The organism is Candidatus Zixiibacteriota bacterium (genome assembly GCA_029860345.1).
GTDB lineage: Bacteria > Zixibacteria > MSB-5A5 > GN15 > FEB-12 > JAJRTA01.
This window is the reverse complement of the sequence record JAOUBJ010000021.1, coordinates 1-25047: the sequence shown is the minus strand read 5'-3', so window position 1 is coordinate 25047 and position 25047 is coordinate 1. Positions and strand designations below refer to the sequence as shown.

The 25047-nt window shown below is 54.3% G+C and carries 17 protein-coding genes; 4 read left to right on the top strand and 13 right to left on the bottom strand.

Going from position 1 to position 25047, the window contains the following annotated elements; genetic code table 11:
• Positions 1-5 precede the first annotated feature (5 nt).
• From recN to OEV49_16465, 8 genes are all read right to left on the bottom strand, one after another.
• Positions 6-1661 (bottom strand): DNA repair protein RecN, encoded by a 1656-nt coding sequence (recN, locus tag OEV49_16500; protein MDH3892666.1) that lies wholly within the window; start codon positions 1659-1661, stop codon positions 6-8.
• On the bottom strand, positions 1651-3381 hold the full coding sequence (dnaG, locus tag OEV49_16495) for a DNA primase (protein ID MDH3892665.1): 1731 nt from the start codon (positions 3379-3381) through the stop codon (positions 1651-1653). Before dnaG ends, recN begins: the two co-directional genes overlap by 11 nt.
• A 1-nt stretch (position 3382) precedes the next feature.
• A complete protein-coding gene (locus tag OEV49_16490) occupies positions 3383-5743 on the bottom strand; it encodes an endonuclease MutS2 (protein ID MDH3892664.1) in 2361 nt (786 codons plus the stop codon).
• A gap of 77 nt (positions 5744-5820) precedes the next feature.
• Positions 5821-6462, bottom strand: a complete 642-nt coding sequence (locus tag OEV49_16485) for a CvpA family protein (protein MDH3892663.1) — start codon at positions 6460-6462, stop codon at positions 5821-5823.
• Positions 6463-6517: 55 nt separating this feature from the next.
• On the bottom strand, positions 6518-6964 hold the full coding sequence (locus tag OEV49_16480; GenBank protein ID MDH3892662.1) for a GatB/YqeY domain-containing protein: 447 nt from the start codon (positions 6962-6964) through the stop codon (positions 6518-6520).
• Positions 6964-7164 (bottom strand): 30S ribosomal protein S21, encoded by a 201-nt coding sequence (gene rpsU / locus OEV49_16475; protein MDH3892661.1) that lies wholly within the window; start codon positions 7162-7164, stop codon positions 6964-6966. The genes OEV49_16480 and rpsU overlap by 1 nt, the downstream gene beginning before the upstream one ends.
• A gap of 388 nt (positions 7165-7552) precedes the next feature.
• Positions 7553-8587, bottom strand: coding sequence for a radical SAM protein (locus OEV49_16470; protein MDH3892660.1), 1035 nt, complete (start codon positions 8585-8587; stop codon positions 7553-7555).
• A gap of 92 nt (positions 8588-8679) precedes the next feature.
• Positions 8680-8970, bottom strand: coding sequence for a hypothetical protein (locus OEV49_16465; protein MDH3892659.1), 291 nt, complete (start codon positions 8968-8970; stop codon positions 8680-8682).
• 377 nt (positions 8971-9347) lie between these two features.
• Between OEV49_16465 and OEV49_16460 the strand changes: the two genes are divergently transcribed.
• Entirely contained in the window at positions 9348-9995 is a 648-nt protein-coding gene (locus OEV49_16460) for a hypothetical protein (GenBank protein MDH3892658.1), read from the top strand.
• A 42-nt stretch (positions 9996-10037) separates the two neighbouring features.
• Entirely contained in the window at positions 10038-10838 is an 801-nt protein-coding gene (locus OEV49_16455) for a hypothetical protein (protein MDH3892657.1), read from the top strand.
• A gap of 426 nt (positions 10839-11264) precedes the next feature.
• Here the strand turns inward: OEV49_16455 and glgP are convergent, their stop codons facing one another.
• Positions 11265-13832 carry an alpha-glucan family phosphorylase gene (gene glgP / locus OEV49_16450; GenBank protein ID MDH3892656.1) on the bottom strand — a complete coding sequence of 856 codons (2568 nt, stop codon included), beginning with the start codon at positions 13830-13832 and terminating at the stop codon, positions 11265-11267.
• Positions 13833-14177: 345 nt separating this feature from the next.
• Between glgP and OEV49_16445 the strand changes: the two genes are divergently transcribed.
• Both OEV49_16445 and OEV49_16440 read left to right on the top strand, forming a co-directional pair.
• Positions 14178-15320 (top strand): ATP-dependent 6-phosphofructokinase, encoded by a 1143-nt coding sequence (locus tag OEV49_16445; protein MDH3892655.1) that lies wholly within the window; start codon positions 14178-14180, stop codon positions 15318-15320.
• A gap of 60 nt (positions 15321-15380) precedes the next feature.
• Complete coding sequence (locus tag OEV49_16440; GenBank protein ID MDH3892654.1) at positions 15381-16244, top strand: TIGR00730 family Rossman fold protein; 864 nt, start codon at positions 15381-15383, stop codon at positions 16242-16244.
• A 369-nt stretch (positions 16245-16613) separates the two neighbouring features.
• Here the strand turns inward: OEV49_16440 and OEV49_16435 are convergent, their stop codons facing one another.
• The 4 genes from OEV49_16435 to OEV49_16420 form a co-directional block, all read right to left on the bottom strand.
• A complete protein-coding gene (locus OEV49_16435; GenBank protein MDH3892653.1) occupies positions 16614-19313 on the bottom strand; it encodes a zinc-dependent metalloprotease in 2700 nt (899 codons plus the stop codon).
• 274 nt (positions 19314-19587) lie between these two features.
• Entirely contained in the window at positions 19588-20133 is a 546-nt protein-coding gene (locus tag OEV49_16430) for a DUF2250 domain-containing protein (GenBank protein ID MDH3892652.1), read from the bottom strand.
• Between the two features lie 343 nt (positions 20134-20476).
• Positions 20477-23587 carry an SBBP repeat-containing protein gene (locus tag OEV49_16425; GenBank protein MDH3892651.1) on the bottom strand — a complete coding sequence of 1037 codons (3111 nt, stop codon included), beginning with the start codon at positions 23585-23587 and terminating at the stop codon, positions 20477-20479.
• A gap of 194 nt (positions 23588-23781) precedes the next feature.
• Positions 23782-24720: a hypothetical protein gene (locus OEV49_16420; protein ID MDH3892650.1), complete on the bottom strand. Its 939-nt coding sequence runs from the start codon at positions 24718-24720 to the stop codon at positions 23782-23784.
• Positions 24721-25047: the final 327 nt, after the last annotated feature.

The window sequence follows — 25047 nt, the reverse complement described above, 5'->3', positions numbered from 1 at the left end:
CCAGCCTACTCTACCGATGGAAGCGCAACCATTCGCTCAAGCTCCGCTTCGACACCTCGTTCATCGAGTCGTTTCACACCGATAACATTGCGATCGTCAGAAAGAGTCTTTTCTACGACATAGTGATGGTCGGCCTGACGCGCTATCTGATGCAAGTGCGTAATCACTATCAACTGACGCCCACGGGCCAGCTTCTTGAGCTTCTTGCCAACCTCGTTAGCCACCTGACCACCGATCCCCGAGTCGACTTCGTCAAACACCAACAGCGAAGGTCCCACTCTACTCTTGGTCTGCTCGGCCGATTTCAGAGCCAGTAACACGCGCGACACCTCACCGCCGGAGGCGGTTTTAACCAGCGGTCGCGGCGGCTCGGCCGGATTGGCACTGAACATGAAGCGAGCCTGTTCCAATCCACATTCGGACGGGCGCAGGCATCGGTCTCCCAGGATCACACCTTCGGGGTCATCCTGCACGACGAACTCGATCACAAACAGGGCGTCGGTGACGGCCAGTTCTTTCAGTTCCTTGACACATTGACGTTCCAGTATCCGGGCCGCACGGCGGCGTTTCTTTGAAAGGGAGACGGCCAGATCGCTGAACTTGCACCGAAGTTGTTCGTTCTCGGTTTCAAGTTGAGCGATCAGACTGTCGGTGTCCGGTCGGTTGGAAAGTTGTTCGACAATCTTCTGAAGGGTCATCAGCGTTGCTTCTTCTGAGCCGCCGTACTTCTTCTTGAGATGATAAATCTCATCCAGCCGGGTGTTGATCTCCTCCAGGCGGACCGGATCGTCGGCGATAGACCCACCGTATTGTTCAATAGCCCGGCGGAGCTCTTCGAGCCGAACGTCGAGATCGTACAATTCGGAAACCTGATCGTCCAATTTCGGGTCAATCTGCGTCATCTTGTCCAACTCCGAACGCAGAGCGGTCATGTGACTCTTGATCGATCCACTTTCGCCGTCCATGAGATCGCCAATCAAGGCCGCCGAGGTCATCAGAGTTCTTGCCGAGTCGAGGATTTTTCGCTCGGCCAGCAGTGCCTCTTCTTCACCCACCGACAAGGATGCTTTTTCAATCTCGTCCCTTTGAAACAACAGAAGCTCTCGCTGTTGAATCAGTTGGTCACGACGATTCTTCAGTCTTGAAAGCTCATCATTGACCGTTCGCCACTCGGTAAAGGCCAAGCCCGTAGTCTCAGCCAGTTCGGTCAGCCCGGCGTGTCCGTCAAGAAAGCCAAGATGATTGTCTTCGTTCATGAGCGATTGGTTGGCGTGCTGACTGAGGATTTCGCCAAGGTCGGCGGCCAGCGGCTTCAACCGAGCCAGACCAATCCGTTTCCCATTGACCCAGGATTTAGCTCCGCCGTCATGAGAGATGGACCGACGCAAAGTGAGATGATCGTTCCGGACAAACTCAGCGTAGGTCTTTTTGAACTTCGGAGGTTGACCGGACAGGTCAAAAGTAGCCGTGACCTCAGCCGATTGCGCGCCGTGCCTGAGAAACTCCTTGTCGGCGCGTCCTCCCATGGCCAACGACAGCGCCGTCACGATGACCGATTTTCCGGCGCCGGTCTCGCCGGTCAGGGCCGACATCCCCATGTCGAACGACAGTTCCAGCTTTTGAGCCAGAGCGATGTTCTCTATGCAGAGTTTAGTCAGCATCCTGATCGAAACTCCGGATTTCGCGCAACAACTGATCGGCTCTCGTATTGTCACCAGCCGCTTCCGCCGCCGACAGTTCATCCCGCAGTTGTTTGCGAATGCGTTTTCTCTTCGATGACATGAGAGCGGCCAACGCTTTATGGGCCTGTCCTTCCAGGTCGTCGGGCGGCCAGTCGCGTGCGGCCAGCTGAGTGATAAGTGAGGCGAACTCGGCGTCGCCGGCCTGATCAATCAACCGGCGTGCATCGACTACACCACCTGAGCGGTACTGTTCAATCACGGCCATGTAAAGGCGTGATAGTTGTTTGGAGTCAAAATCATCCGGGGCGACTTTTTCCGCTATGTCATCAATAGCACCCGGGTTGTTGAGCAAGAGTGACAGGAATTCAAACTCGTCCGGGTTGTAAATTCGCTTTGGCCGTTCCGTATTCTGTTCCGTCCGGGAAGGCGTTAGACCCTGTCGCAACAATTGTATGTCGACCTGAAGTTGGTCGGCCGCCTCGGCCAAGAACAGTGAACGACGAGTGGGGTCGGCTATCTTACCGGCCACCGCTGCGAGTTCCTTGACCAGTTTTTCCTTGCCGATAATGCCGACCTCGCTGATGTCCAGTCCTCGTACCCGGAATTCGATGTATCCTATTGCATCCGCCTGCAATTCCTCAAGACGATCGCGACCATACTGCCTGGCCACCGAATCAGGGTCCTCACCGGTCGGTGGTGTCATCACCTTCACTTCCATACCGGCATCGTAAAGCAGGTCCACCGATCTCAGCGCCGCCTGTCGACCGGCCGAGTCGGCATCGAAAAAGAGGTAGACCTCCTCGGCGAACCTGGCCAGCAACCGGGCCTGCTGGGCGCTGAAGGCGGTTCCCGATGAAGCTACAACATTCTTAAAGCCAACTTGCCACAGAGCGATGACATCGAAGTAACCCTCGACAACAATGGCCGCGCCGGAGTTGCGTATGTCGTCGCGGGCCAGATTGAGTCCATACAGAACCTGGCTCTTTTGGTACAGCGGAGTTTCGGGCGAATTCATATACTTGGCCGGTTCACCCTTTTCCAGCGTGCGTCCGCCAAAGGCAATCGGCTTGCGGCTGAGACTGTGGATCGGAATCATCAGACGCTTGCGGAATCGATCAAAGTAGTTCTTCGTTTTTTCAGACAACAAAGTCAACCCGGCCTTGGACAATTCTTCGGCGTTCAGGTCTTTTGATGCGGCATGCTTTATCAAACCGTCCCAGCTATCCCCGGCCAGTCCCATTTGAAAGTGCTCAATGGCTTCGTCTGTGATGTTGCGTTTCCCCTTGAGGTAGTCCTCAAGAACGTTGTGATACTTTGCAAGCCGGAGGACCCTTTGATAATACTCGACGGCCACCTGGTTGGCATATCCAATTCGTTCCAGCACCTCACGTCGGCCGTCGGAAGCACGTTCTTCGCGAATGATAATATTGGCCCGCCCGGCCAGGTGGCGAACGGCCTCGACGAAGGACATGTGTTCATGCTCTATCAAGAATGTATAGAGATTACCGCCCTTGCCACAGCCGAAACAGTAGTATATCTGCTTGTCTTCAGAGACAGAAAACGACGGTGTCTTCTCGGTGTGAAAAGGACACAGGGCCAGGAAGTTCTTTCCCCGTTTTTTCAGCCTGACATACTCACCGATGATCTGAACGATATCGTTGGCTTGACGAACCTGCTCGATAGTTTCCGGAGGGATCATACTATGTGTTCAGTTTTACGACGGTGACTCCCGAGCCACCTTCATTCCAGTCACCCAGCCTGAGCGAGGCCACTTCGGGATGGTTCTTCAGAAACGTGGTCAATCCCTTGCGCAGGGCGCCGGTTCCTTTGCCGTGGATCACGTAGACCTGTTGCAACCCGGCCACCACGGCACGATCCAGGAAACGGTTGAGCGCCTCCATCGCTTCGTCGACCGTCATTCCTCGCAAATGGATCTCCGGGCTGACATCTTCATTGGGGGCGTGACCAACATGCTTGGACTCAAGTGTACGCTCACCGGAACTGTCGAGCAAAGCCAGGTTCCTGAGCGGCACGGTGGTTGTTACATTACCCAGCCGAACTTTGGCTTTATCGTTACCGATCAGCTGCACCACCTCACCATTCTTGTCCAGTGAGAGCACCTGCACGGCATCACCCACAGCTACCATAGCTTTCGGAGTCGGTTTTTCTTTTGGGCCCCGCTGTCTTTGCAGGAGTTGTTTCTGTTTCTTTTTCAGATTGCGGTGGAACTCCTGCACGGATTCTTTGGATGCCTGACTGCCTCGAATATCGGCCACCAGTCGTTCGACTTCGCGCCGCGTGTCGTTGAGAAACTGTTCGGTCTCAATGAGGTAATCATCGATAGCAGAGTCGCCCGATTCTTGCAACTGTTCCGAGCGGGCACGGTTTGAGATTTCAAGAGCCCGGGCTTCTTTAAGTCTCTCCGTTAGTTCTTTTCGATCCTGTTTTATGGTAGCCAGTTCTTTTTCGATAGTTGCGATAAGGTCGGCCAGGGACCTCTCGGAAGTTCCGCAGAATTCGGCTGCTCGTTCACAGATCGACCTCGGCATGCCCAGGCGACCGGCGATCTCGATAGCGTAGGAGGACCCCGGCAGGCCCAGATGCAAGCGGTAGGTGGGAGCAAGCGTCTCGCGATCAAACTCAAGCGATGCGTTTTCGATTTCGGGATGATCCATGGCCAGAGTCTTCAGTTGTGAATAATGGGTCGTTGCCACCAGGCAGGCGCCCTTTTGGACAGCGTAGAGAATGATGGCCTCGGCCAGGGCGGCGCCTTCTTTGGGATCGGTACCGGCGCCTATTTCGTCGAACAACAAAAGCGTTCGGGATGAGGCCGCCTGCAAGCCGCTGATGATGTTCCTGACATGCGATGCAAAAGTGGACAGCGACAGTTCAATCGATTGCTCATCACCTATGTCGGCATGCAAATTGTCAAACAGACCGATGCGCGACTTTTCACCGGCTGAAATGTGCAGCCCGGAGAGTGTCATCAACAGCGACAAGCCGATAGTCTTGAGAGCAATTGTCTTGCCGCCGGTATTGGGACCGGTTACCAGGACCACCTGTCGTCCGTTGCCGAGTGAAAAATCGGTCGGCACCACTTTCTTGATGTCGGCAAGTTGTACGATCAGCAGGGGGTGACGTGCCTCGACCAATGATATCTCAGCTTCATCCACGATCTCCGGCCCGTGACCTTTGATCTCGTGGGATACCAGTCCGCAGGCATGAATCCGGTCCAGACGACCTATCATGCGAGTGTTTTCGATTAACGATGCACTACGGCGACCGATCTCGGCTGTCAATTCACGCAGGATACGTTGAACTTCTGCGTACTCTTCCTGCATCAGCAGATTGATCCGGTTGTTCAGTTCCACCGTCTCTTTCGGTTCCACATACAACGTCGCACCCGACTGGCTGCGGTCATGCAAGATTCCCCGATCCGATTGGTAGAGGCTGGAGGGTACCGGGATTACATAGCGGTCGTTGCGCTGCGTGACGACATCATCCTGCCAGCCCGCCTGCTTGGCCCGCCTGGTCAGTATCGTCTCCAGCTTGGCCACTATCTTGCGCCGGCTGTCGGCCAAGTCCAGGCGGATCGTCCGCAGTTTGGGTGAGGCGTTGTCGCGGACATAGCCTTCCTCGTCGATAGCCTTGTTGATCAGGGTTCGCATCTCAGGGAATGCGCGCGTACCCTCCAGGTATTCGCTGAGCAGAGGATACTTCTCACGGTCATCGGCAGCGTATTCGTTGAGGCCGATCGACACGATCACCAGTTCGAGTACTTCCAGAATCTCTTTCCCGTCGAGCGCGTTCCCTTCCACCTCTGATCTTTTGAGAAGTTCGCGGCAGTCGGTTTCCATACGGTAGAGCGGGAAGGCATCTCCGAACTGGATGACATCTTTCATCTCGCTGATCTCGGCCAAGCGTCGTTCGATCAATTCTCGACCACGCAAAGGAGCGATCTGAGCCACTTCTTCGTGTCCGAAGCGCGTCAGGCATTTGCCTGAGACAAGGGCGATAACTTTGGAGAACTCTAATGTCTCTGTCGTGTGTTCATCAATCATGGTTTCCAGATGCCATTAAAAAAGCCGACCCAGGGTCGGCTCTAATATAGAAATCCGTCGAAGAAATCAAAGCCAAATCAGGTCTCATCATCCAATGAGGGTGTGAAGAATCTCTCCATTTGGTAAAGCACACGATGCACCTGTATGCGATGTTCGTCCAGTGCTTTGTTGCTGCGCTTACCTTCGACCGGCGCCACCAACAGAGTCCTCTCCAGCTGTCCCATGAAACTGGGGTTGCCCGGATGCAGGGGAGAAGTCCCTTCGTACATCAGCGGTATCGTCTTGGCCATCACCGGTCCGAACATAGAGGACTCAAAGGCCAGGTAGAACCCATCCGGCATCGGCAACAGAAACGCCATGAAAGTCAAAAACCCAACCGCCACCCAGCCGCGCAAGAAGCCAATCAGCGCACCGCCCATTTGGTCCTTGCGGCCCGACTGTTTAAGGTTGGCTATCCGATAGAACAGCATTCCCAGGAGTTTGAAAGCGGCGTAGCACAGAGCCAGCAGAACTGCAAAGGCCAAAAAGGCTGAGATTACCGGCGACCCGCCCACCTGATCGTAGACCCAAACGGCAAAGTGATCGATGTAGGTCACCGACACGATTACGGCAGCAAAAAAGATCACAAAAGCCATCAGTTCGCGAATAAGCCCCTTCTTGGAACCAACCACCACGGCGGTCAAAAGTAGTATAATCAAAACGGCATCAACCCAATTCATAGACATACTCCCACTTCGGGGTTACGTAATCGGCGAAATATAGGGAGTTTTTTAATCAGTTGGCAAGGATTTCCAGGGCCAATTTACTGACCAGTTTACCGTCGGCCAGTCCCTTGGTCTGCGGCACAACGATCTTCATAACAGCGCCGAGTTGGGCGGGTGACTCGGCCCCGGTCTCGCTGATCGCCTTGGTGATTATTTCGCGTAACTCGCCTTCGGTTAGTTGCTTAGGCAGGTAGGTGGTAATGATCTCAAGTTCGGCCCGCTCTTTTGCAACCAGATCGTCACGTCCGCCTTTCTCAAACTGTTCGATAGAGTCACGGCGTTTTTTGGCCTGGGAAGCGAGCACACCGATGACGTCCTGATCGGTCAGGTCGTCACCTTTGTCAAGCCGAGCGTACTTGAGGTCAGACTTGAGGCCCCGAAGCAGGGTGAGAAGGTCTTTCTCCCCTGCTTTCAGGGCCTCAATCGTGTCTTTATCTATTCTTTCAAAGAGTGACATTAGTAGCGATCATCTTTGAATTTAGAGCGCCTGGATTTCCTTTTGGCAGCCGCCATCTTGCGCTTGCGCGCCTCGGACGGCTTCTCAAAATGCTGATGCTTCTTGATATCTGTAAGAATCCCTGCTTTTTCGCAGAATTTGTTAAAGCGGCGAAGTGCTCTCTCGAAGGACTCATCGTCCCGTACTTTAACTCCGGTCAACCAGTTCCACCTCCTTCACGGCGGTTTGAATTCACGCACACAATTTATCTCTATCGGCAATATGGACTTAAACCGTGAGAAAGTCAAAGGAAATATGGGTAATTCGGCTGTTCGCTCGAATCTCGCGCGAAGCGCGAAGAGCCCATTTATGGGTGTCATTCCGGGCCTAGACCCGGAATCCATCTTTTCCTGTAGGGCGGGTCCGTCTTCGCCTGCGCGCCGTGGCGTGAACCCGCCAATTCATGTCACCCCGAGCGCAGCCGAGGGTCCGCGAAGGCCTCTCTTCGTAGGTCGGAACCCCTGACCCGAAGGGTTCGCGAAGCGAGGTTTCGACAATCTTCCTCTCCGGGTTTCAGGGACAGCTATAGTAGGTTTGGATGGTTATTTGTCAGATGGCAAGGGACCTGTGACGGGCGGCTATACTGTGAAAACAGTATGGATCATTGTGAAACTGCTGGGTGGCTGAGTGCGACATGACCAGGCAACCTCCCATACACTGCTCGCCAAACTCGCAGCCTGAGCAGTTCTTGCCAAGGTCCTTCGGCGAAAAACACCGATTGTAACTGAAGGCGGTATCGTCAAACCAAATACTCCACAAGTCCCGGGTTCGCAGATCGCCCTCGATCATGTCGTCCGGAAGCGAAAGGCATCCTTTGACCTTACCGTCGCTCGTAATGCCACACGACGCCCTGCCGGCAGAACAGCCGGCCCATGGGCGATCCCGAGTGTCGAGATCGGTATAGTAACCAACGCCGTCCGCGGGCATCAGGCTGACAGTATCATTTTTGCCCCCGTTGGAGTTGCGTTTTATGAACCGGGCCATTTCCAGGAACGAGGACTCCGATAGACTCACTCTTCCCTCGTGAGCACGACCTAGCGAAAACGTGGGCTGGACCTGCCAATGCCGAACGCCCAGGCGTTGGAGGAAGGCCAGCAGCGTCGGCAGTTCCGAAACATTCAGATCATTAACAGCCGTGAGTACGGCCGTCGGGATGCCTGCAGCCAGTGACGCTTCTATGCCCGAGATAAGGCGTTTGAATAGTCCCGGCCGTTCGCGGATAAGATCGTGAGTGGATTCCAAACCATCCAGGCTGACACCAACGGTGGCAATCCCGGAATCCAAAAGAGGCGGGATATTCTTCTCCAAGAGTACGCCATTGGTGACCATCCGGACCGATATACCCAACTCGCCGAGACGCGCGGCGATAATCGGCCAGTCGGTGCGTAGCAACGGCTCGCCTCCGGTGAAATCAACCTCTTGAACAAGGAGATCCGGGAGGTCGTCGCAGATATTCAGTATCTCATCCAGTTTTAGCTCTTTAGGGCGAGGTTGCCCGGCTGACGACGCACAGTGTTTGCATTTCAGGTTGCACTCAAGCGTCAACTCCAAACCGATAACGAGCGGAAAACCTTCAAACGTCATTACGACAAAAACTCCTCACATAAACCGAAATCACTATGGGTAAGATTCCGGGAGAAAGGATTTGTCTCTTCCTCCCGGGCTGATGAACATTGTTAGAGCTTTCTCGTCTTCCTCGCGTAGTCCATCAGGCTGATATAGTCACCGGCCCTGAGCACCACATCGCGCCCAGACATCATGTCATCGGCGATATTCAGGATCGCCGCCGCAATCTGCTTCGGGGGCTCGACACCTCTGACCGCATGATCCACAACATGCCCATGCACCATGTCAAAGAACTTGTCGGTGGGCCTGACCTTCATCACGTTGGCCCACTTCTTCAGCATCTTGTCAACGATGACCAAGTACATGATGTGTTCAGGGTGAAACCTCATCTGGACTTTCATCCTTTGCGCCACTCCAACACCTCCTCTCAGGCTTTGCCTACCGGGAAACGGACCCCGGAGGTTGAGTCTCAATCAAATACGGGGTTATCCCTAATTCATCAACAATAAGCTGGGGATTCACGCGGGTGTCAAGAATAAAATGGTGCAATACATCCCTCATCGATTAGGACCTTGTATGTCAGAGGTAAAGGCAGGGTGGCCCAGAACCTGCAGGAGCCTTTGGTGCTCCTGACCTACTATACTAAACCATTGACCTGTCCGTGGGCGATACGTACATTGAGTTGGTTAGCCATGATCCCCGCCCAGGACGCCCTGCAGATTCGGATTTTGAACGGATAAGGTCAAACTCTATCTTTCATTGAGAGGTGTTACAGAGGATGAAAAGAAAAGTGAAATCACCGGTCTTCTACGTCGTTGTTATCTGCACCTTTCACTTGTTGGCCGGCTGTGGTTCTCAATACAGCAAAGTCAGACTGGATTACTATCTGCGGACCCCGCCCAGTTCATCAATCCCCAATGCTGCGCAGGTAAGTGTTTTCGTTGAGAGATTCACTGATCTGAGAACCGGCGTTGCCCATAATGTAATCGGTGAGGCGAAAACCGGCATTGCCGACAAAAAGTCGCCCATCATTATTGACGATAGTCTCGTCGAGCTATCCGCGCTGGCCTTCCGTGGGGCATTCGCCGAGTCGGGATTCAACGTGGTTTTCGACGAAGCCGAAGCCGATTTGGTATTCAAGGGCAGAATAAACGTCTTCTGGGTGCAGGAATTTACGCCAGGTTTGGTTCCTCAGCATTCGGAAGCAGACATAGAATTCGATGTTGTTTTGATCGATAGGATTCATGATGTGAACTTATGGTATGATGTCAAGAAAAGTCATGTTGAATCGATACTCGACGGGATGGATGTAACGGTTCAAAACGAGCAGATCATTAATAGAGCGCTCTACGATGTGATCGCATCCGTTCTTAAAGATGACCAACTGGCTGTGGCTGTGGGTAAGTTTGTTGAGCAAAACAAATGACATCTGCCGACTTCGGTGCACAAGTAGGCAGAGAGTAAGAAGATGAAATACAATTTGACCATAACGATCCTGGGGCTCTTTGCAACTTACATGATCACAGGATGCGGCGTACCGGCCAAACAGTTCAACCTGCTGAAACCGGAGGATACACAACAGATCAAAAAACTGGCCATTGTCACATCAATGAAGGACGAAGAGTTGCAGGTAATTGACCACAGCGGTATGATTAAGAGTCTGAAGGAGGGTCGATATGCTAACACCGGCATTCTGGGGACACTGATCATTGGTGGTGTCATCGATGCAAACTTGAGATCGTCGTTAGGCGGCGACCCGGACATGCTTAGAATGGCCGTCTCGGATCTTCCGATAAAAAAACTTTTCGACGAGGATTTCACCAAGACCTTTGTTATGGGCTTTGAAACTGTCAGCCCTATGGATGTAGACAATTTGGGAGTTGACAAATACCCAAGAAAGAAAGTCGGTAGAAAAACGAAAATCAATGACTATACCGTTCTCAACGATAAGCTCGGTGCCGACTGGGTTTTGGAACTAAACTTCCTATATGGACTTGCGGCCTACGGCGGCGGAGTGAGCCCCAGTGCTGTGATAACTGCTGATGTCTCCGTTATAGACATTCAAGGGAACAAGCTCCTGATGCGGAGGGCCATTTCATCAGATGACTTTTATAGGAAGGGTTACACTGTAGGTGAATTCAGGTCCCGCGGCGGTGACTTATTCAAGAAAGAGATCGTTGAAGCAATACAGGGGCTTGCCCACCTGGTGGCTAAGGAATTCGGTGAGGAGTTATCTCTCAAACAGAAGAGTCGATGGAATACCGAATGAGTTGGCTTGTACAGTGAGTTCAGTAACAGTAGGTCAGGACACCTGTCCCGAAGTAACAGTAGGTCGGAACCCCTGGTCCGAAGGACCGCCACATGCGGGTTCCGACAACTCGCGCTTCGCGGGTTTCTCTTCGGTCTGCCTCGTGCTCCACAAACACCGATTGACCCATGTCTGTCATAACGGCGAAGACCAGTATCCGGTCTTTTATTGCGGCAGTAACAGTAGGTCGGACCCCCTGGTCCGAAACCGGGTGGCCGCCCCTCAGTCATTCCGGGCCTTGACCCGGAATCCAGTCCGCTCCTCGGGTGGCCGTCTCAAACCTTGTTTGGGGCTGGTTTTTGCACGATAGATTCACCCCTCGACTGCGCTCAGGGTGACACTTGTAGCGCGCGTAGCGCGAAGAACCCATTTATGGGCCATTTATCGCTACCACCAGCTTATTAGCTTGGGCTTGAACGGGTGGGGAAGGTTTTGATTCTTGGGGATGATGCGCGCCGTGATTCCAAATCGGCCCGACTCTGAACAGGTCACCTCGCCGGTGAAAGCATAGACGCCGTCCTCGGCTGGCTGACTACCGGCATCGGTCGGCACGGCTGCGGCCGGCTGGAAGTCTTGAATCTTTTCGTGTGAATTCAGTCGACCGGAGATTATTTGCACCTCGACATCATCAGGACTGATGTCACCCAGGAGGACCTCGATGGTGATCGGAAATTTCTGTCCGACAAAGAGGGTCGATTCCAGTTCGGGCACATCGACATTGCGTATACCGATCTTGTTCCAGTTGCTGCCGACTCGGCTGATCCAGGCGGTGGTTTCGCGGGTGAGTCGGTACTGATCCTCACGCATCCGTTGTCCCGATTCGATAGCGGGCAGATAAAACTGCTGCGTGTAATCTTCGAGCATCCGCTGGGTGGAAAAGCGTTCACCAGCCATCTGGATGGTGGCTTTCATCTTGGCCAGCCACTGGGTGGGGAGACCGATTTCGTTGCGCTCATAGTACATAGGAATCACTTCGCGCTCCAGCGTGTTGTACAGCATCTCAGCGTCGAAATGATCCTGCGTTTCAATATTATCGTACTCCTCGCCGTTGCCGATTTTGAAACCGGTGCTGTCATCGTATCCTTCGACCCACCAGCCGTCGAGGATCGACAGATTGAGGGCGCCGTTCAACGCTGCTTTCATGCCGGAGGTGCCGGAAGCTTCCAAAGGACGCCGGGGGTTGTTCAGCCAGACATCGACACCCTGGACAAGGTAACGGGCGACGTTAATGTCGTAGTCCTCAAGGAAGATAACGCGATGCCTGAAGCGTTCCTCGGAAGTATACTCGACCATCTGTTTGATGATTTCTTTGCCGGGCGTGTCCAAAGGATGCGCTTTGCCGGCCACGAGAATCTGCACCGGACAGTCTTCTGAGTTAACGATCTTGGCCAGACGCTCAGGGTCGGAGAAAATCAGGTTACCGCGTTTATAGGTCGAGAAGCGCCGGGCGAAACCGATGGTCAATATCTGCGGGTCGAGCAATTGATCGGCGCGCTGGATAACCAATTGCGAGGCGCCACGGCGCATCAACTGCTGTTTGAGCCGCTTGCGCGCAAAAAACACCAGACGTTCCCGTCGGCGATTATGAATGCGCCACAGTTCAGCGTCGGGGATGCGGTGCACCAGTTTCCAGGTATCCAATTGTCCGGGCTTCTCAACGTAGTCGGGGCCAAAATAACTTTCGTATAATTCGTTTTGATCGTGCGATATCCATGACCCCGGATGCACGCCGTTGGTAATGGCGCCGATAGGTATCTCCTCGGTGGGCAGGTCCGGCCAGATGTTGTGCCACATGTGGCGCGAAACACTACCGTGCAGTTGGGACACACCGTTGGCAAAGGCAGCCAGTTTGAGGGCGGCTACCGTCATGCAGAACGGTTCGGCTTCATCGTTGGGGAAAACGCGCCCCAAAGCCAGGAAATCTTTCCAGCCCAGCCCCAACTCGGAAACGAACTTGCCCAGATACCTGTGTACCAGCACCGGGTCGAATCTCTCGTTGCCGGCCGGGACCGGCGTGTGGGTCGTGAAGACTGTGCTCGACCAGACATACTGCGAGGCTTCAGCAAATGTGAGGTGCTCCTCCTGCATCAGGATGCGGATGCGCTCCAGGGTCAGAAACCAGGAATGCCCTTCGTTGAGATGATAGGCGTCCGCCTGTATCCCCATGGCCCGTAGCGCCCGCACGCCACCGATACCGAGAACTATCTCCTGCCTCATACGGGTGTCTTTGTCGCCGCCGTAAAGTACCGATGTGATTTCGCGACACTTGGTGGGGTTTTCTCCGATGTTCGTGTCCAAGAGATACAGCGGCGTTACACCGACCATGACTTTCCATATTTGAATCTGCACCGGTGTACCATCGATTTCAACGCCGACTCGGAGCGGCTGTTCATCCGGTCCCTTGACCAGTTGTACCGGCATGTGGTACCAGTCGTTTTCTTCATACCGTTCCTGCTGCCAGCCGTCGCTGGAGAGCCATTGACGGAAGTAGCCGTAGCGGTAAAGCAGACCCACGGCCACGACCGGTAATCCCAGGTCCGAGGAAGACTTCAGGGTATCACCGGAAAGCACGCCCAATCCGCCGGAATAAACCGGCAGCCCGGTGTCCAAGCCGTATTCGAGTGAAAAATAGGCCAGCCGTCCGCCGTTGTTATCGGGATAGTTGATTTCGAACCACTTTTTGCGATCGAGATACTCGCGATATTTCTGGTGGACACGATCCAGACTGGCTACGAAGCCATCATCCTTGGCCGCCTTTTCAAGCTTTTCCTGAGGTAATCGTGACAGCATCTTGACCGGGTTTTGGTAGCATGCCTCCCACATTTCCGGGTCAAGTCGGATAAACAGCTTGACCAGGTCCCAGTTCCAGGAATACCAGAGATTCTGAGCCAGTTCCTGAAGTGCATGGATTCGTTTTGGTAGTCGCGGCAGGACCAGGAACTGTTTTACTCGCATCGAATTCCTTTTGTGACGTATTGCTTGGCGCTATAACCCCGTTTGCTACTAACATATATCGTCCAAAACAACAAGAATTTTATGGCCGGCAGGTACGGGTGAGGCTGGGCAGGTGCTGTCAGGCGACTCGCCTGACGGCCGGAGACCTGGAAGATGAGGTGTCGGGCGGGGTCGCCCGACACCACCATCCAACCAGGTCTGTTTCAACAGGCCGCGCACGGTCGGGGCCTGTCATTGGTAAAGCAGGGCATCGATATGCCGAAAACTCAGATATACCTCCCCAAGGGACAAAATGGGGGGAAGTTATTAGTTTCCAAACGTGAACCGAATTGGTAAATTATCACGATGAACAAGGAAATCAGAAGAATCGGCGTTCTCACCGGCGGAGGCGATTGCCCGGGTCTGAATGCTGTCATCAGAGCTATTGTCAAGACGGCTCACAACGATTACGACCTCGAAGTAATCGGCTTTTCCGACGGTTACGAGGGCTTGATTGAGAACCGCTACCGTCGGATCGATCTGGGTGATGCGTCCGGAATCCTGGCCCAAGGGGGCACTATTCTGGGGACATCCAACCGCGCCGACCCCTTCAATTTTCCGGTGCTCCAGGGGGAGGAGTATATTTACCTTGATCGATCCAGCCAGGCCGTGCGCAATTTCGAATCACTGGGTCTTGACGCCCTGATCGCTATCGGCGGCGATGGCACTATGGCCGCCTCGGCCGGTATGATGAAATTGGGGCTCCCTATAGTCGGTGTCCCCAAGACTATCGACAATGATCTCTTTGGCACCGAGGTGACCTTCGGATTCGATTCCGCCTGCGTGACCGCAACCGATGCTATCGACAAAATCCACACCACGGCGCAATCCCACCATCGGGTCATGATCGTCGAAGTTATGGGGCGTTATGCCGGCTGGTTGGCGCTTTGCTCAGGCCTGGCCGGCGGCGGCGACATTGTCCTGTTGCCGGAGTTTCCTTATGACATTGAGGCGGTGTGCGATGCCGTGCGAACACGCAATGCACGCGGTAAGAATTTTTCGATCGTGGTGGTCGGCGAAGGTTCCTCACCGGTCGGCGGCGAGATGACCGTGGCGCGCACCATTGCCACCTCGCCGGATGCCAAGCGGCTCGGCGGTGTATCGCACGGTGTCGCCGCCCAGGTAGAAGGTCTGACCAATATCGAATGCCGGGTTACTATTCTGGGCCATCTGCTTCGGGGTGGTTCGCCCAGCGCTTTTGATCGACTGTTGGCTACGCGCTATGGTGTGGAATCTGTCCACTTGGTTGCTCGCGGCGAGGTTGGTCGGATGGTCGGCCTGCAAAACCAACAGATGATATCGGTGCCGATAGAAGATGTGGCCGGAAAAGTCCGCACCGTGGCGCCCGACCATCCCCTTCTGAAAGTGGCGCAATCACTCGGTATCTGCCTGGGCGTGTCATCGTCGGTACCGCTGGAAGAACATTTCAAGGACCCGGTCGCGTCGTGAACCGCCGCCGGATCGTCAACATTGCATCAGTAGCTCGTCCACACAGGATGAATCAATTGTATGGCTAAAAAGAAACCACCTGATATAGAGAAACTGCAAGCTCGCCTGGAACGCTCACCTGCCTACAAGGTAGCATACTACGATAAGGGTTTCATCTCCGAAGATTATTCGCGTCCGGTTCGGCTACAGATGGAGTTGATGAAACCGGAAATCCTGCTGCAGGACCAGAAGATCAAATCCACCTTGGTAGTCTTCGGCGGAACCAGGATAGTGGAGCCGAAAGATGCCAAAGCCGGGGTCAAAACAGCCGAAGCCAGACTGCGCCGAAAGCCTTCCGACGGTACTCTCAAAAGAAAACTGCACATCGCAAAGAATATTCTGGCCAAGTCGCGATTCTATGATGAAGCGCGCGAGTTCGGACGCCTGGTGTCTGAGGAAAACCGGCCCAACCACGAGAATGAATACGTCATCGTGACCGGCGGCGGACCCGGTGTCATGGAGGCGGCCAACCGGGGCGCCTTCGATGTCGGCGCCAAGACGGTCGGTATGAACATCACCTTACCGGAAGAACAGGAACCGAATCCCTACATCACGCCGGAGCTATGTTTTAAGTTCCACTACTTTGCGATTCGCAAGATGCATTTCATGCTGCGGGCCAAGGCGCTGGTGGCTTTCCCCGGCGGCTACGGCACTCTGGATGAATTGTTCGAAGCGCTGACTTTGGTGCAGACAGAAAAGGTGGCACCGTTGCCGATCGTATTGTTTGGCGAGGAATACTGGCGTTCGTTGATCGACTTCGAGTTCCTGGTGCGGCAGGGTACGATCGCGCCTGAGGATATCGAACTATTTGTCTACGCCGACAAAGCGGTCGATGCCTGGAACTACATTAAAGCCTTCTACAACGTCCCCAACGGCGACGTGTAACAACTACATCACGATGCTGCAATTGTAGGTCAGAACCCTTGCGGTCCTGACGCTGATGTCGGGACCATAAAGGTCCCGACCTACTGGATGCTGACCACAGAACGCGCAGGGTCTCATCCCGCCTTCAGCGGGAAAGGACCCAGCGCAACACCATAAAAGAAGGCAGAACCAGAAGCGGTTCTGCCCTGCAAGACCACAAGACTGTTCGTCCTTTGTCATACTGGCGAAGGCCAGTATCCAGTCTTCGAAACCTGAACTGGATGCCGGATCAGGTCCGGCATGACACGGCCAAGCCGTGTCTCTCGCGCTTTGCGCGCCTAATCCACCGAACTGCAGCGTGCCGGAACTGACTGATGCACGACCATAGCACTACCGCCTTATCACACTCGAACCGTAGTAATGGCTGGCGTTGCTGGCCGCTTCGATCTGGCGAACCACCTCTTTGTAGTGCGCCCGAGACATAGCATTGAGGTTGCCGGCACCGGCCGCGCTTCGCGCCGCTCTACTGAGAATATCCAGGTCGTTGGCGGCCAGGGTGCGCGCATCCGACGGATACTGCGATGGCAGGCTCAAATATATACCGATGATCCGGGTGAGATGGGCAAGCTGTAACTGACGTCGGAAACTGTTGACGTTTGCAGGCCCCGTGACCTCACTCCAGATAGCTCGACGCACCTCGGTGAACATGTCATGCATGGTGTACTTGTCCTCGTCGGCGCCGAACCGGTCGACGTTGTTCAACAGCCGTCCGATGACGGCCGAGCTGTACAATCTGGCCAGGGCTGTGTTCTGAGCCGCCAGCACCCGCTGATGGAAAGGATAGTCCACCGATCTTCCATACACAGAGAAGGCAAAGTCCGGGAAACGCTCCGGCTGCAGTTTGTTCAAAAGTCCATCGGGCAGATCGAATACATTGGCCGCAAACAAATGATCGCGCAACGCGGCCACCGCTCGCCGCTGGTCGGAAGCCGGGACAACTTCAAACGGCGGCTTGCCGGGTGCATCGCCGACGTGGAGATTGTTACGCGTTATGCCGCCCACATACTTGGGTGCGATCAAGGCCAGCTCGCCGTAGGAACGCCATCCGGCCAGGAAGGCGCCGTACAGTTTTTGGTAGCGCGCGCCGGGTTTTTCAAAGGTCGGTATACTGTTGTGCCAGAGTTCACGAGTAAGACTTATCCGGTGCAGAGCGAAACCAAGCGGGTCGTTACCGGCATCATGCAGGTTACAATAGGGGTCCACCGAACGCGTACTCCAGCCAAAAGCATCTTCATCGGTGCCATAGGCCAATTCCGGTTTGGCGGCTTTACCGGCTATCACGGCCAGCATGGGAAGTTCTTCCTTCGGCGTGGCGGCATCGAATTCCGAATAAGCATATTCAACCATCCAGTCGTCGTAGGCGCCCGGTATTGTCGAGTAGAAATCACCCTGTACACGACCCGGCCCGGCGATGTTGGGCGGACCGTAGTCCATTATCGAACAGATGGTGCCGTGCTCACGTGCAAACTCCGTATCGTTGATCTGATCCAGGGTGTAGACACTGGACGCTTTGAAATTGTGCCTGAGTCCCAGAGTGTGGCCTACTTCATGGGCGAGAATCTCTGTGATGTAGGTGCGCACGTACTTCTTGATCGCCTCATCCTTGTCGGCCAGGTCGTCCGTCGCTACACTGAGATAAGCAGACGCAAAGGCCGCCTCTTTGGCCGCCTCGGCGCCGTAGTTGCACATGCGATAGTTGTTAATACCCTCAAGCTCCGGTGCAACCTCGTCGAATCCGGTCTCTCCGGGTGTGGAACCATCAAACGAAACCGGATCGATGAAATACTCCATCCGATTGTACATGTAGCGCACCCAGTCCGAAGAGAACCTGATGTCGGCATCATAGATTTGTCCGGTAAACGGATTGGCGCGGCTGGGACCGACGGCATAGGAACCACCGGGAATGATCATCCAGCGAACGACATTATAGCGAGTGTCGGCGGGGTCCCAGTCGGCCGTGTCCGGCATCTGTTTGGCCACCAGTGCGTTCTTGAAACCGATCTTTTCAAAGGCTGGATTCCAGAATTCAATCGCATCCACCACTGCCGGTCGGTACTCTTCGGGAACAGTGTTCTCTACCCAAAATACAATCGGTTCCACCGGCTCAGAGAGAGCGGCGGTGGGGTCTTTTTTCTTGAGGTGCCAGCGCTCGACATAGCGAACGTAAGGTGTCTCTTCGTCGAGGTTGGTGTAGTCCTGATAGATGGTTTGGAAGTGGCCGATGCGGTCATCGGCCAGACGAGGCATATAATCGGTTTCCGGCAGTGACGACAGCGAATAATGATAGACGTGGAACATGCTGTACGGATTCTGCATAGTTGACGCCGAGATCGGTTTGCTGGTCTTGAAGTGCAACCGCACATCGATCTCGGTATTCTCGGGGAAACCCTTCACTGTCTCGAAATAGCTGTTTCCTTTGTCGAAACTCAGACCTGTCTTAAGTCCCCGATTCATGTAATACCCGATATTGGTGATGTCTTTGAGGAAAAACTCCGCCGGTTTTACTAAGATAGCGCCGGTCGAGTCATCCGGTTTGGAAGCAACCGTGGTCGATGACCGCAGATGGTCGGAAACGGCTCTGTCCAGGGCTCGTTTAAGTGGTGAACTTTCATCGGCTCGAAAACGAAGGTTCTTTTCCATCAGCATGATTTTTTTGCCGACGCGCTTGAAGAAAAAGGGAAAAGTGCTCGACATTGTGCCATTGTCAAAATAGGCGCCTTCCGATGCCGAACGGGTAAGTCCCAGCAGATAGATGGGGCCAAACTGTTCCGGCTTGACAGCCATCAGGTAACTGTTGTCGATCGTGTCATGATAGAACGTGAACAGACCCTCAATAGCCACCTTGTCTTTGATCATCTCGGCAAACGGTTTTTCGTCTGTCTTCTTGGTGTCTTTCTTATTCTTGGTCGTTTCCGATGACTTCTCTTTGTCACCGAAAGTTCGCACGCGGCGCTTGGCATCGACATTGCCGACGAACGCCAGGAGCGTAATTGCGACCAGCGTGATCTCGAAGATTCTCCTCAACTGCATAAACTCTCCTTTAGAGGACCAGGTATCATATACTCGAAACTACTCTCTATTTCACATCCGCCCAATAAGCCGATCCCGCCGCGAATTCGCAAGCGAATCTATTCGGGTCACATGAGATAGTAAACGTCGGAATCCACTCTTTGTTCACTGAAAAGTCAGTCTTCGTAGGTCAGAACCATTGTGGTCCTGACGAATCGGCGGGTCCACGCCGCGGCGCACAGGCGAAGACCGACCCACCCTGCCAGTCGGTGAGGCACCGGACAGGTCGGCCTGATCAGCTTTGATGTCTTCCCCAATAGCCGAGGTACTTATTCCCTTTGGCGGTCAGATCGTAGTAGGTGTGATTGCGGTGTTTGATCCACTTATTGTCGACCACGCCCTTGCGATACTGGATCATCACCGGCTCCACTCGTTTCAGCAGTTTCATGCCGCGCAGTTTGCGATGGCGTTCGAAAACCGTTTGCTTGTCGACACCCACCAGACGAGCCATGGCCAGCGAGTAGTCGACCCCGTATTGGTCGTGGTGGGCCAGGATGCGGAAGTCCAGCTCGTCCAGATCACGGTAGTCGTCTTCTGGTGTGAACGGTTTTTCGGCCAGGATTTCCGGCCAGGCCAGAGAGACCAATCGCGTTTGATCGGCCTTTTGCAAATTGTCGCAATCCGCCCGATGGACTTTCAGCAACTTTCCATCGTGGCTGTAGTATCCGACTATTTCGCAATCCGGCTTTGGCGAACAGCACTTTGAGAGCGCATAGTTTTCTTTGGTTGGTGGAGCATCGGTCATAGCCGGAATATAGCTCGGATCAGGTTGGATCGACAAGTCCCCACTGGCGGGAAGGATCTGTTTTTTGTAGAGGTTTCGCAGGGTCCTGCACCCGGAGTTGGGCGTTCGGTGCTGTCAGGCGACTCGCCTGACAGTCAGTGGGTGAAACGGCAGGTGTCGGGCGGGGTCGCCCTACACCACATTAGATACGGGCGTTTGTCAACAGTCTTGCAGTGTGTTCACCGCGGGCGGATTGGCGGTTCCACCTTGCAGGTTCAGCAGGGTCCTGCACACCAGAGGTGGGTGTGACCCTGCGGTTCCGGCGGCAAAACCAGAAGCGGCTCCGGCCTGCGAATATGGGGAGTTTTTTGTAGAGGCTCGCGTTGAAAGGCGCCGCCGCTCAAGGGGCGGCGGGACAGTTGCCGGGGGGAAGTCCGCCATTGAACATATAGTCAACCAGGTGGACCATGTCGGCAATATCAAGGGTCTCACCGACATCACCATCGACATTTCCCTCTTCCGCACAAGGCGGCTGGGGACCACCCTGGAAGAAATAAGCTACCAGATAGACCAGGTCGGATATGTCGATAACATCTCCTACGTCGAAGTCGATATTGCCCCTCAGCGGTGTCACACAGCATCCGGCATCGCACGCATCGCCCACGCCGTTGCTGTCGGCGTCTGACTGGCTGGGGTTGTAGACCAGCGGGCAATTGTCCAGACCACAGGTGTTGGCCGGGAAACCCGGATCACCGAAACCGTCATCGTCGGTATCCGTGCAGGTATCACAAGAGTCTCCAACCAAATCTTCGTCCGTGTCCTCCTGCGCCGGATTAAAAATGGGCAGACAGTTGTCGCAGGAATCGCCAAATCCATCCCCATCGAAATCGACCTGGGCGGGATTGTAGACGTCCGGACAGTTGTCCGGAGGGCAGGTGTTGGCCGGATAGCCGAGATCGCCTGCGCCGTCGCCATCGATATCGGTGCACACATCACAACTGTCACCGATACCATCGCCGTCGGCATCTTCTTGGTCGGGATTATAGATGGTCGGGCAGTTGTCAGCGGCGCAGGTATTGCCCGGAAAACCAAGATCTCCGAAACCATCACCGTCGGAATCGGTACATGTGTCGCATGGATCGCCAATGCCATCCAGGTCGGTGTCGGTCTGGGCCGGGTTGGAGATATCGAAACAGTTGTCACACGAATCACCTACCAGGTCCCCATCAAGGTCCTCCTGGTCGGGATTAAAGATACTGGGACAGTTGTCATCGGGGCAATGGTTCTCGGGATGTCCTGGATCGCCGAACTCATCGCCGTCGGAATCGATGCAGACATATTCGATCCGGGCCAGTTTGGTGACGAAAGCATCAAAGCCGCCGGAAAGTGAGTCTTGAAACGGATCGAGGGTGGGGAAGTCCACCGACCCGGTATAGCCGCCGACGTATGCATTCAGTCCGGTGTCGACACGGATGCCATAAGGGAAATCATCCCCGCCAATGCCTCCAAGAAAAGTGCAGTATATCAAAGAGTCGCCGTCGTCGCTCAAGGCGGCTATAAAGCCGTCATAGCCGGCACCGTAGGTGGGGTCGAAAGCTTCCACTGTGGGGAAGTTCTGAGAATTGGTGGCGCCGGTTACATAGACCTCCTCGTTCTGATCCACGGCAATCGAAGTGCCGAAGTCGGCATTCCATCCGCCCAAAAAGGTGCTGAAGGCCATCGAATCACCGGCAGGACCCAGCTTGGTGATGAAGACCATCAAGTACCCTTGAAATACTGAGTCGTAGGCATTGAGGACGGGAAAGTTGGAGGACAATGTGTAGCCGGTAATGTAGGCGCTGCCAAGTTGATCGACGGCCAGGGCCAAGGCCAGATCGTCGCTGGTGCCGCCCAGGTAGGTGCTGTAGATCAGACTGTTGCCGGTGGTGTCAAACCGTGCGACAAAGACATCGCCAAAAGTCGTCCCGCTGTTATAAACGGAGTCATAGGCGTTGACCGTCGGGAAGTCACCGGATGATGTATAGCCGGTGATCGTGGCGGCCGAGTCGGGGCTGATGGCCACACCGACACCGTAGTCACTGACCGTGCCGCCCAGATAGGTGCTGACTTCGATTGCGCCGGTGGGGTTGAACCGTGCCATGAAAGCGTCCTGCAAGCCGTCAAGAGCATCATCAAGAGGTGTGGAGGAAAGGTTGAAATCGTCCGACCCGGTGTTGCCGACAATGAAAGCGCGGTCGGACTCGTCGACCGCCACGCCGGAACCGACGTCATCCAGGCTTCCGCCCAGGAAAGTGGAGTAGAGCAAGGCATCGCCGGTCGAGGACAGTTTTGCCAGAAATGCGTCCTGCCCCCCGGCGTTAGCAGCCTGAGCGGCGTTGGCCGTCGGGAAGTCACCGGACTTAGTCACGCCGGTAATGTATGCCTCGCCCTGGCCGTTCACGTCGATTCCAAAGCCGCGATCATCTGCTTCGGCGCCACCGAGGTAGGTGCTGTAAATCAGCGAGTCTCCTGTGGTGGCCAGTTTGAGAACGAATACGTCATGAGCCGACGGCGTGGTATCGTTGTAGGTGCTGTCTATAGCCGCGGCCAATGGAAAGTCAAGCGAGTTGGTATAACCTACGAGATAGGCACAACCGAAAGTGTCGATGGCCGTGCCGCGCCCATAGTCGTTGGCGCCACCACCTACGAATCCGGAATAGGACAAAACAGGATCGATAACCAAAGGGAGGGTAGAGTCATATCCGGGACCCAGGTCAAACCCGAAACTGTTGTCGCTCAATAGGACGTAGTCTACCTCAAGACTAGCCTGGTCTTCACCGTCAAGTTGGTATGTAAACGGTCTCGTTTCCCGCAATTGACCGAATGCGGTGCTGACAATCAAATCACCCGAGCCGTCGATACTCAGCGAGTCGACTCCGTGATACTGCACCTTGATCTGGCTGGGATCGGCCAATGGAGACACTATGAAGTCGTACTCAAGGTGGGCAAAACTACCTTTGAATTTCAGGTCAATCCCGGGATAAACCTGTTGGTAGACAACCTCTCGGTAGTTGGGTACATTTGTCCGCCAGCCTTGGGGATCATCGCCGAAAAAGTAGTTGGTGAACGAGCCAAGCGCCACCTGACCACCGACATTACCGCCGCTCTGCGCACCAAGCAAGCTCATTCTGACTACCAGAGAAGCGAGACGGTCGGATCGTTCAGAACTTTGGCGCCCGGATTCCAGAGGTAGTTCGGCCGTGTCGGCAGTGGGAACCAGCCTGGTGAAATGGTAGAACACGTCGTTCTGCGTCAGCCAGATAACAGCCCCGCCGGCATCGGCACGATACAACACCTGGTCATGATACTGACCATGATTCGCGGTGAATTGTAATCCGCAGTCCGATAGGTTATGAATATCCACGTCACCGGGGTTGGGTTGATCCATGGCGCTTGGATGCTCCAAGGCCACTCCCCCAAAAACAGCCAAAATGGCCAGCCCGGCGGCCGCGAAATAAATTGCTCGCCTCACCAGATTCCTCGGAAGCAGTGTCATCGCATTTCGTAGCCAGGCTTATTTGCAGACATAGCTAAGATACTCAACAGCATAGGATTTGTCAATCGAAAACGGGTTCAAAGGCCGTCTTTCACCGCGTTCAAACATGTCTTTTGCAATGGTTGCACCAATAAGTCAGGCACTTTACAACTATGTCGTAATCCGTTCGTTCATTTTCCACATATTGGCATTGGACCACCGGTAAACATGAAATCCACCAGCCAGACCAAATCAGAAATATCGTTCAGACCATCACCGTTACAGTCGGCCGACATCAGAGCGACCGGCTCAGGTCCACCGGTGAACATCCAGTCGACCAGGTAAACCAAGTCGGAGATGTCAGTGTTTCCCTCGGGGTCATTATTGATATTGCCGCAGGCATAGCCGCCGGTGATGGTTATGGAGCCGTCGAGCACCTGCACCCGGGTAGTATCCAGGACGGCGAAAGTGCGCCAGTATATCTCGGATGAATCATAGGGAGCCCCCGGGTTTACCTCTGTCCATTCCAGGCAGGTGGTTTCATCCTGCCAAAAGGTGCACTCGAAATAGGCAGTGTCCAGCACCGAATCCTGAACCGTTCCGATAACCGTACCACCCGGATCGGAGAAGGCAAACTCCGAGAGGTTGGCGTGGGCGACAATAATGTCCACCGTGCGGTTGGTGGTCGTATCCGGGATATCCTGAATGTCAATGAGCAGTTTGATAAGCGGAAGCCCGCCTTGCTGAGGAGCGATTCCGGGCGTGGTGGGGGGAGGCGGCCAGTTTGCCACCGCTACTACTTTGATGTTGAACGGTTGTCCGCCCAGGTGATTGACCTGCACCAGCTCCCAACTTGAAGACAAAGTCCCCACTGTATCGAAAGTCAGTTGGAACGATGCAATATCAGGTCGGCTGAGAAGGAGCCAAAACGAGTACCCGGCCACCGTATCTTCATAGTTATTCATGTAGACAGAGATGGGTACATTCTGGGCGCCGGAACTGGCCAACGTATCGATTACTTCAAGATCCAACAGCGGTGTTTGGGCAGACGATGCGCCGGGCAGCAGGAGGGAGCCGATAAACAAAAGCAGTATCGTTTTTGCGGCTGAGGCTTTGTGAAATGCCGGCATCCTCGTCCTCTCAGTCAGGCTGCTTTTACCCATAGAACACTGCAAATGTCCCAAGTTTCGGTCACTTTCCCACCCATCGGATAATTGTTTCTGTCGCAATCGGTTGCCGATGCAGACACGATATTCCGCGCATACTTGTATCCTTATGATATAGAATCGACGGCAACTTGTCAAGCTTGACTGCTTTGTTGGACGAAAGACATACTGTCAAGGGTTTTGTGTAAATTCTGTATTTGGCATATCCGTTGGGTTGTTTAGTACGTAAGCTATTAGTCCATATATGATTCTCTCGGCACTGCTTTTGTTATTGAATGATCGCATCGGAAT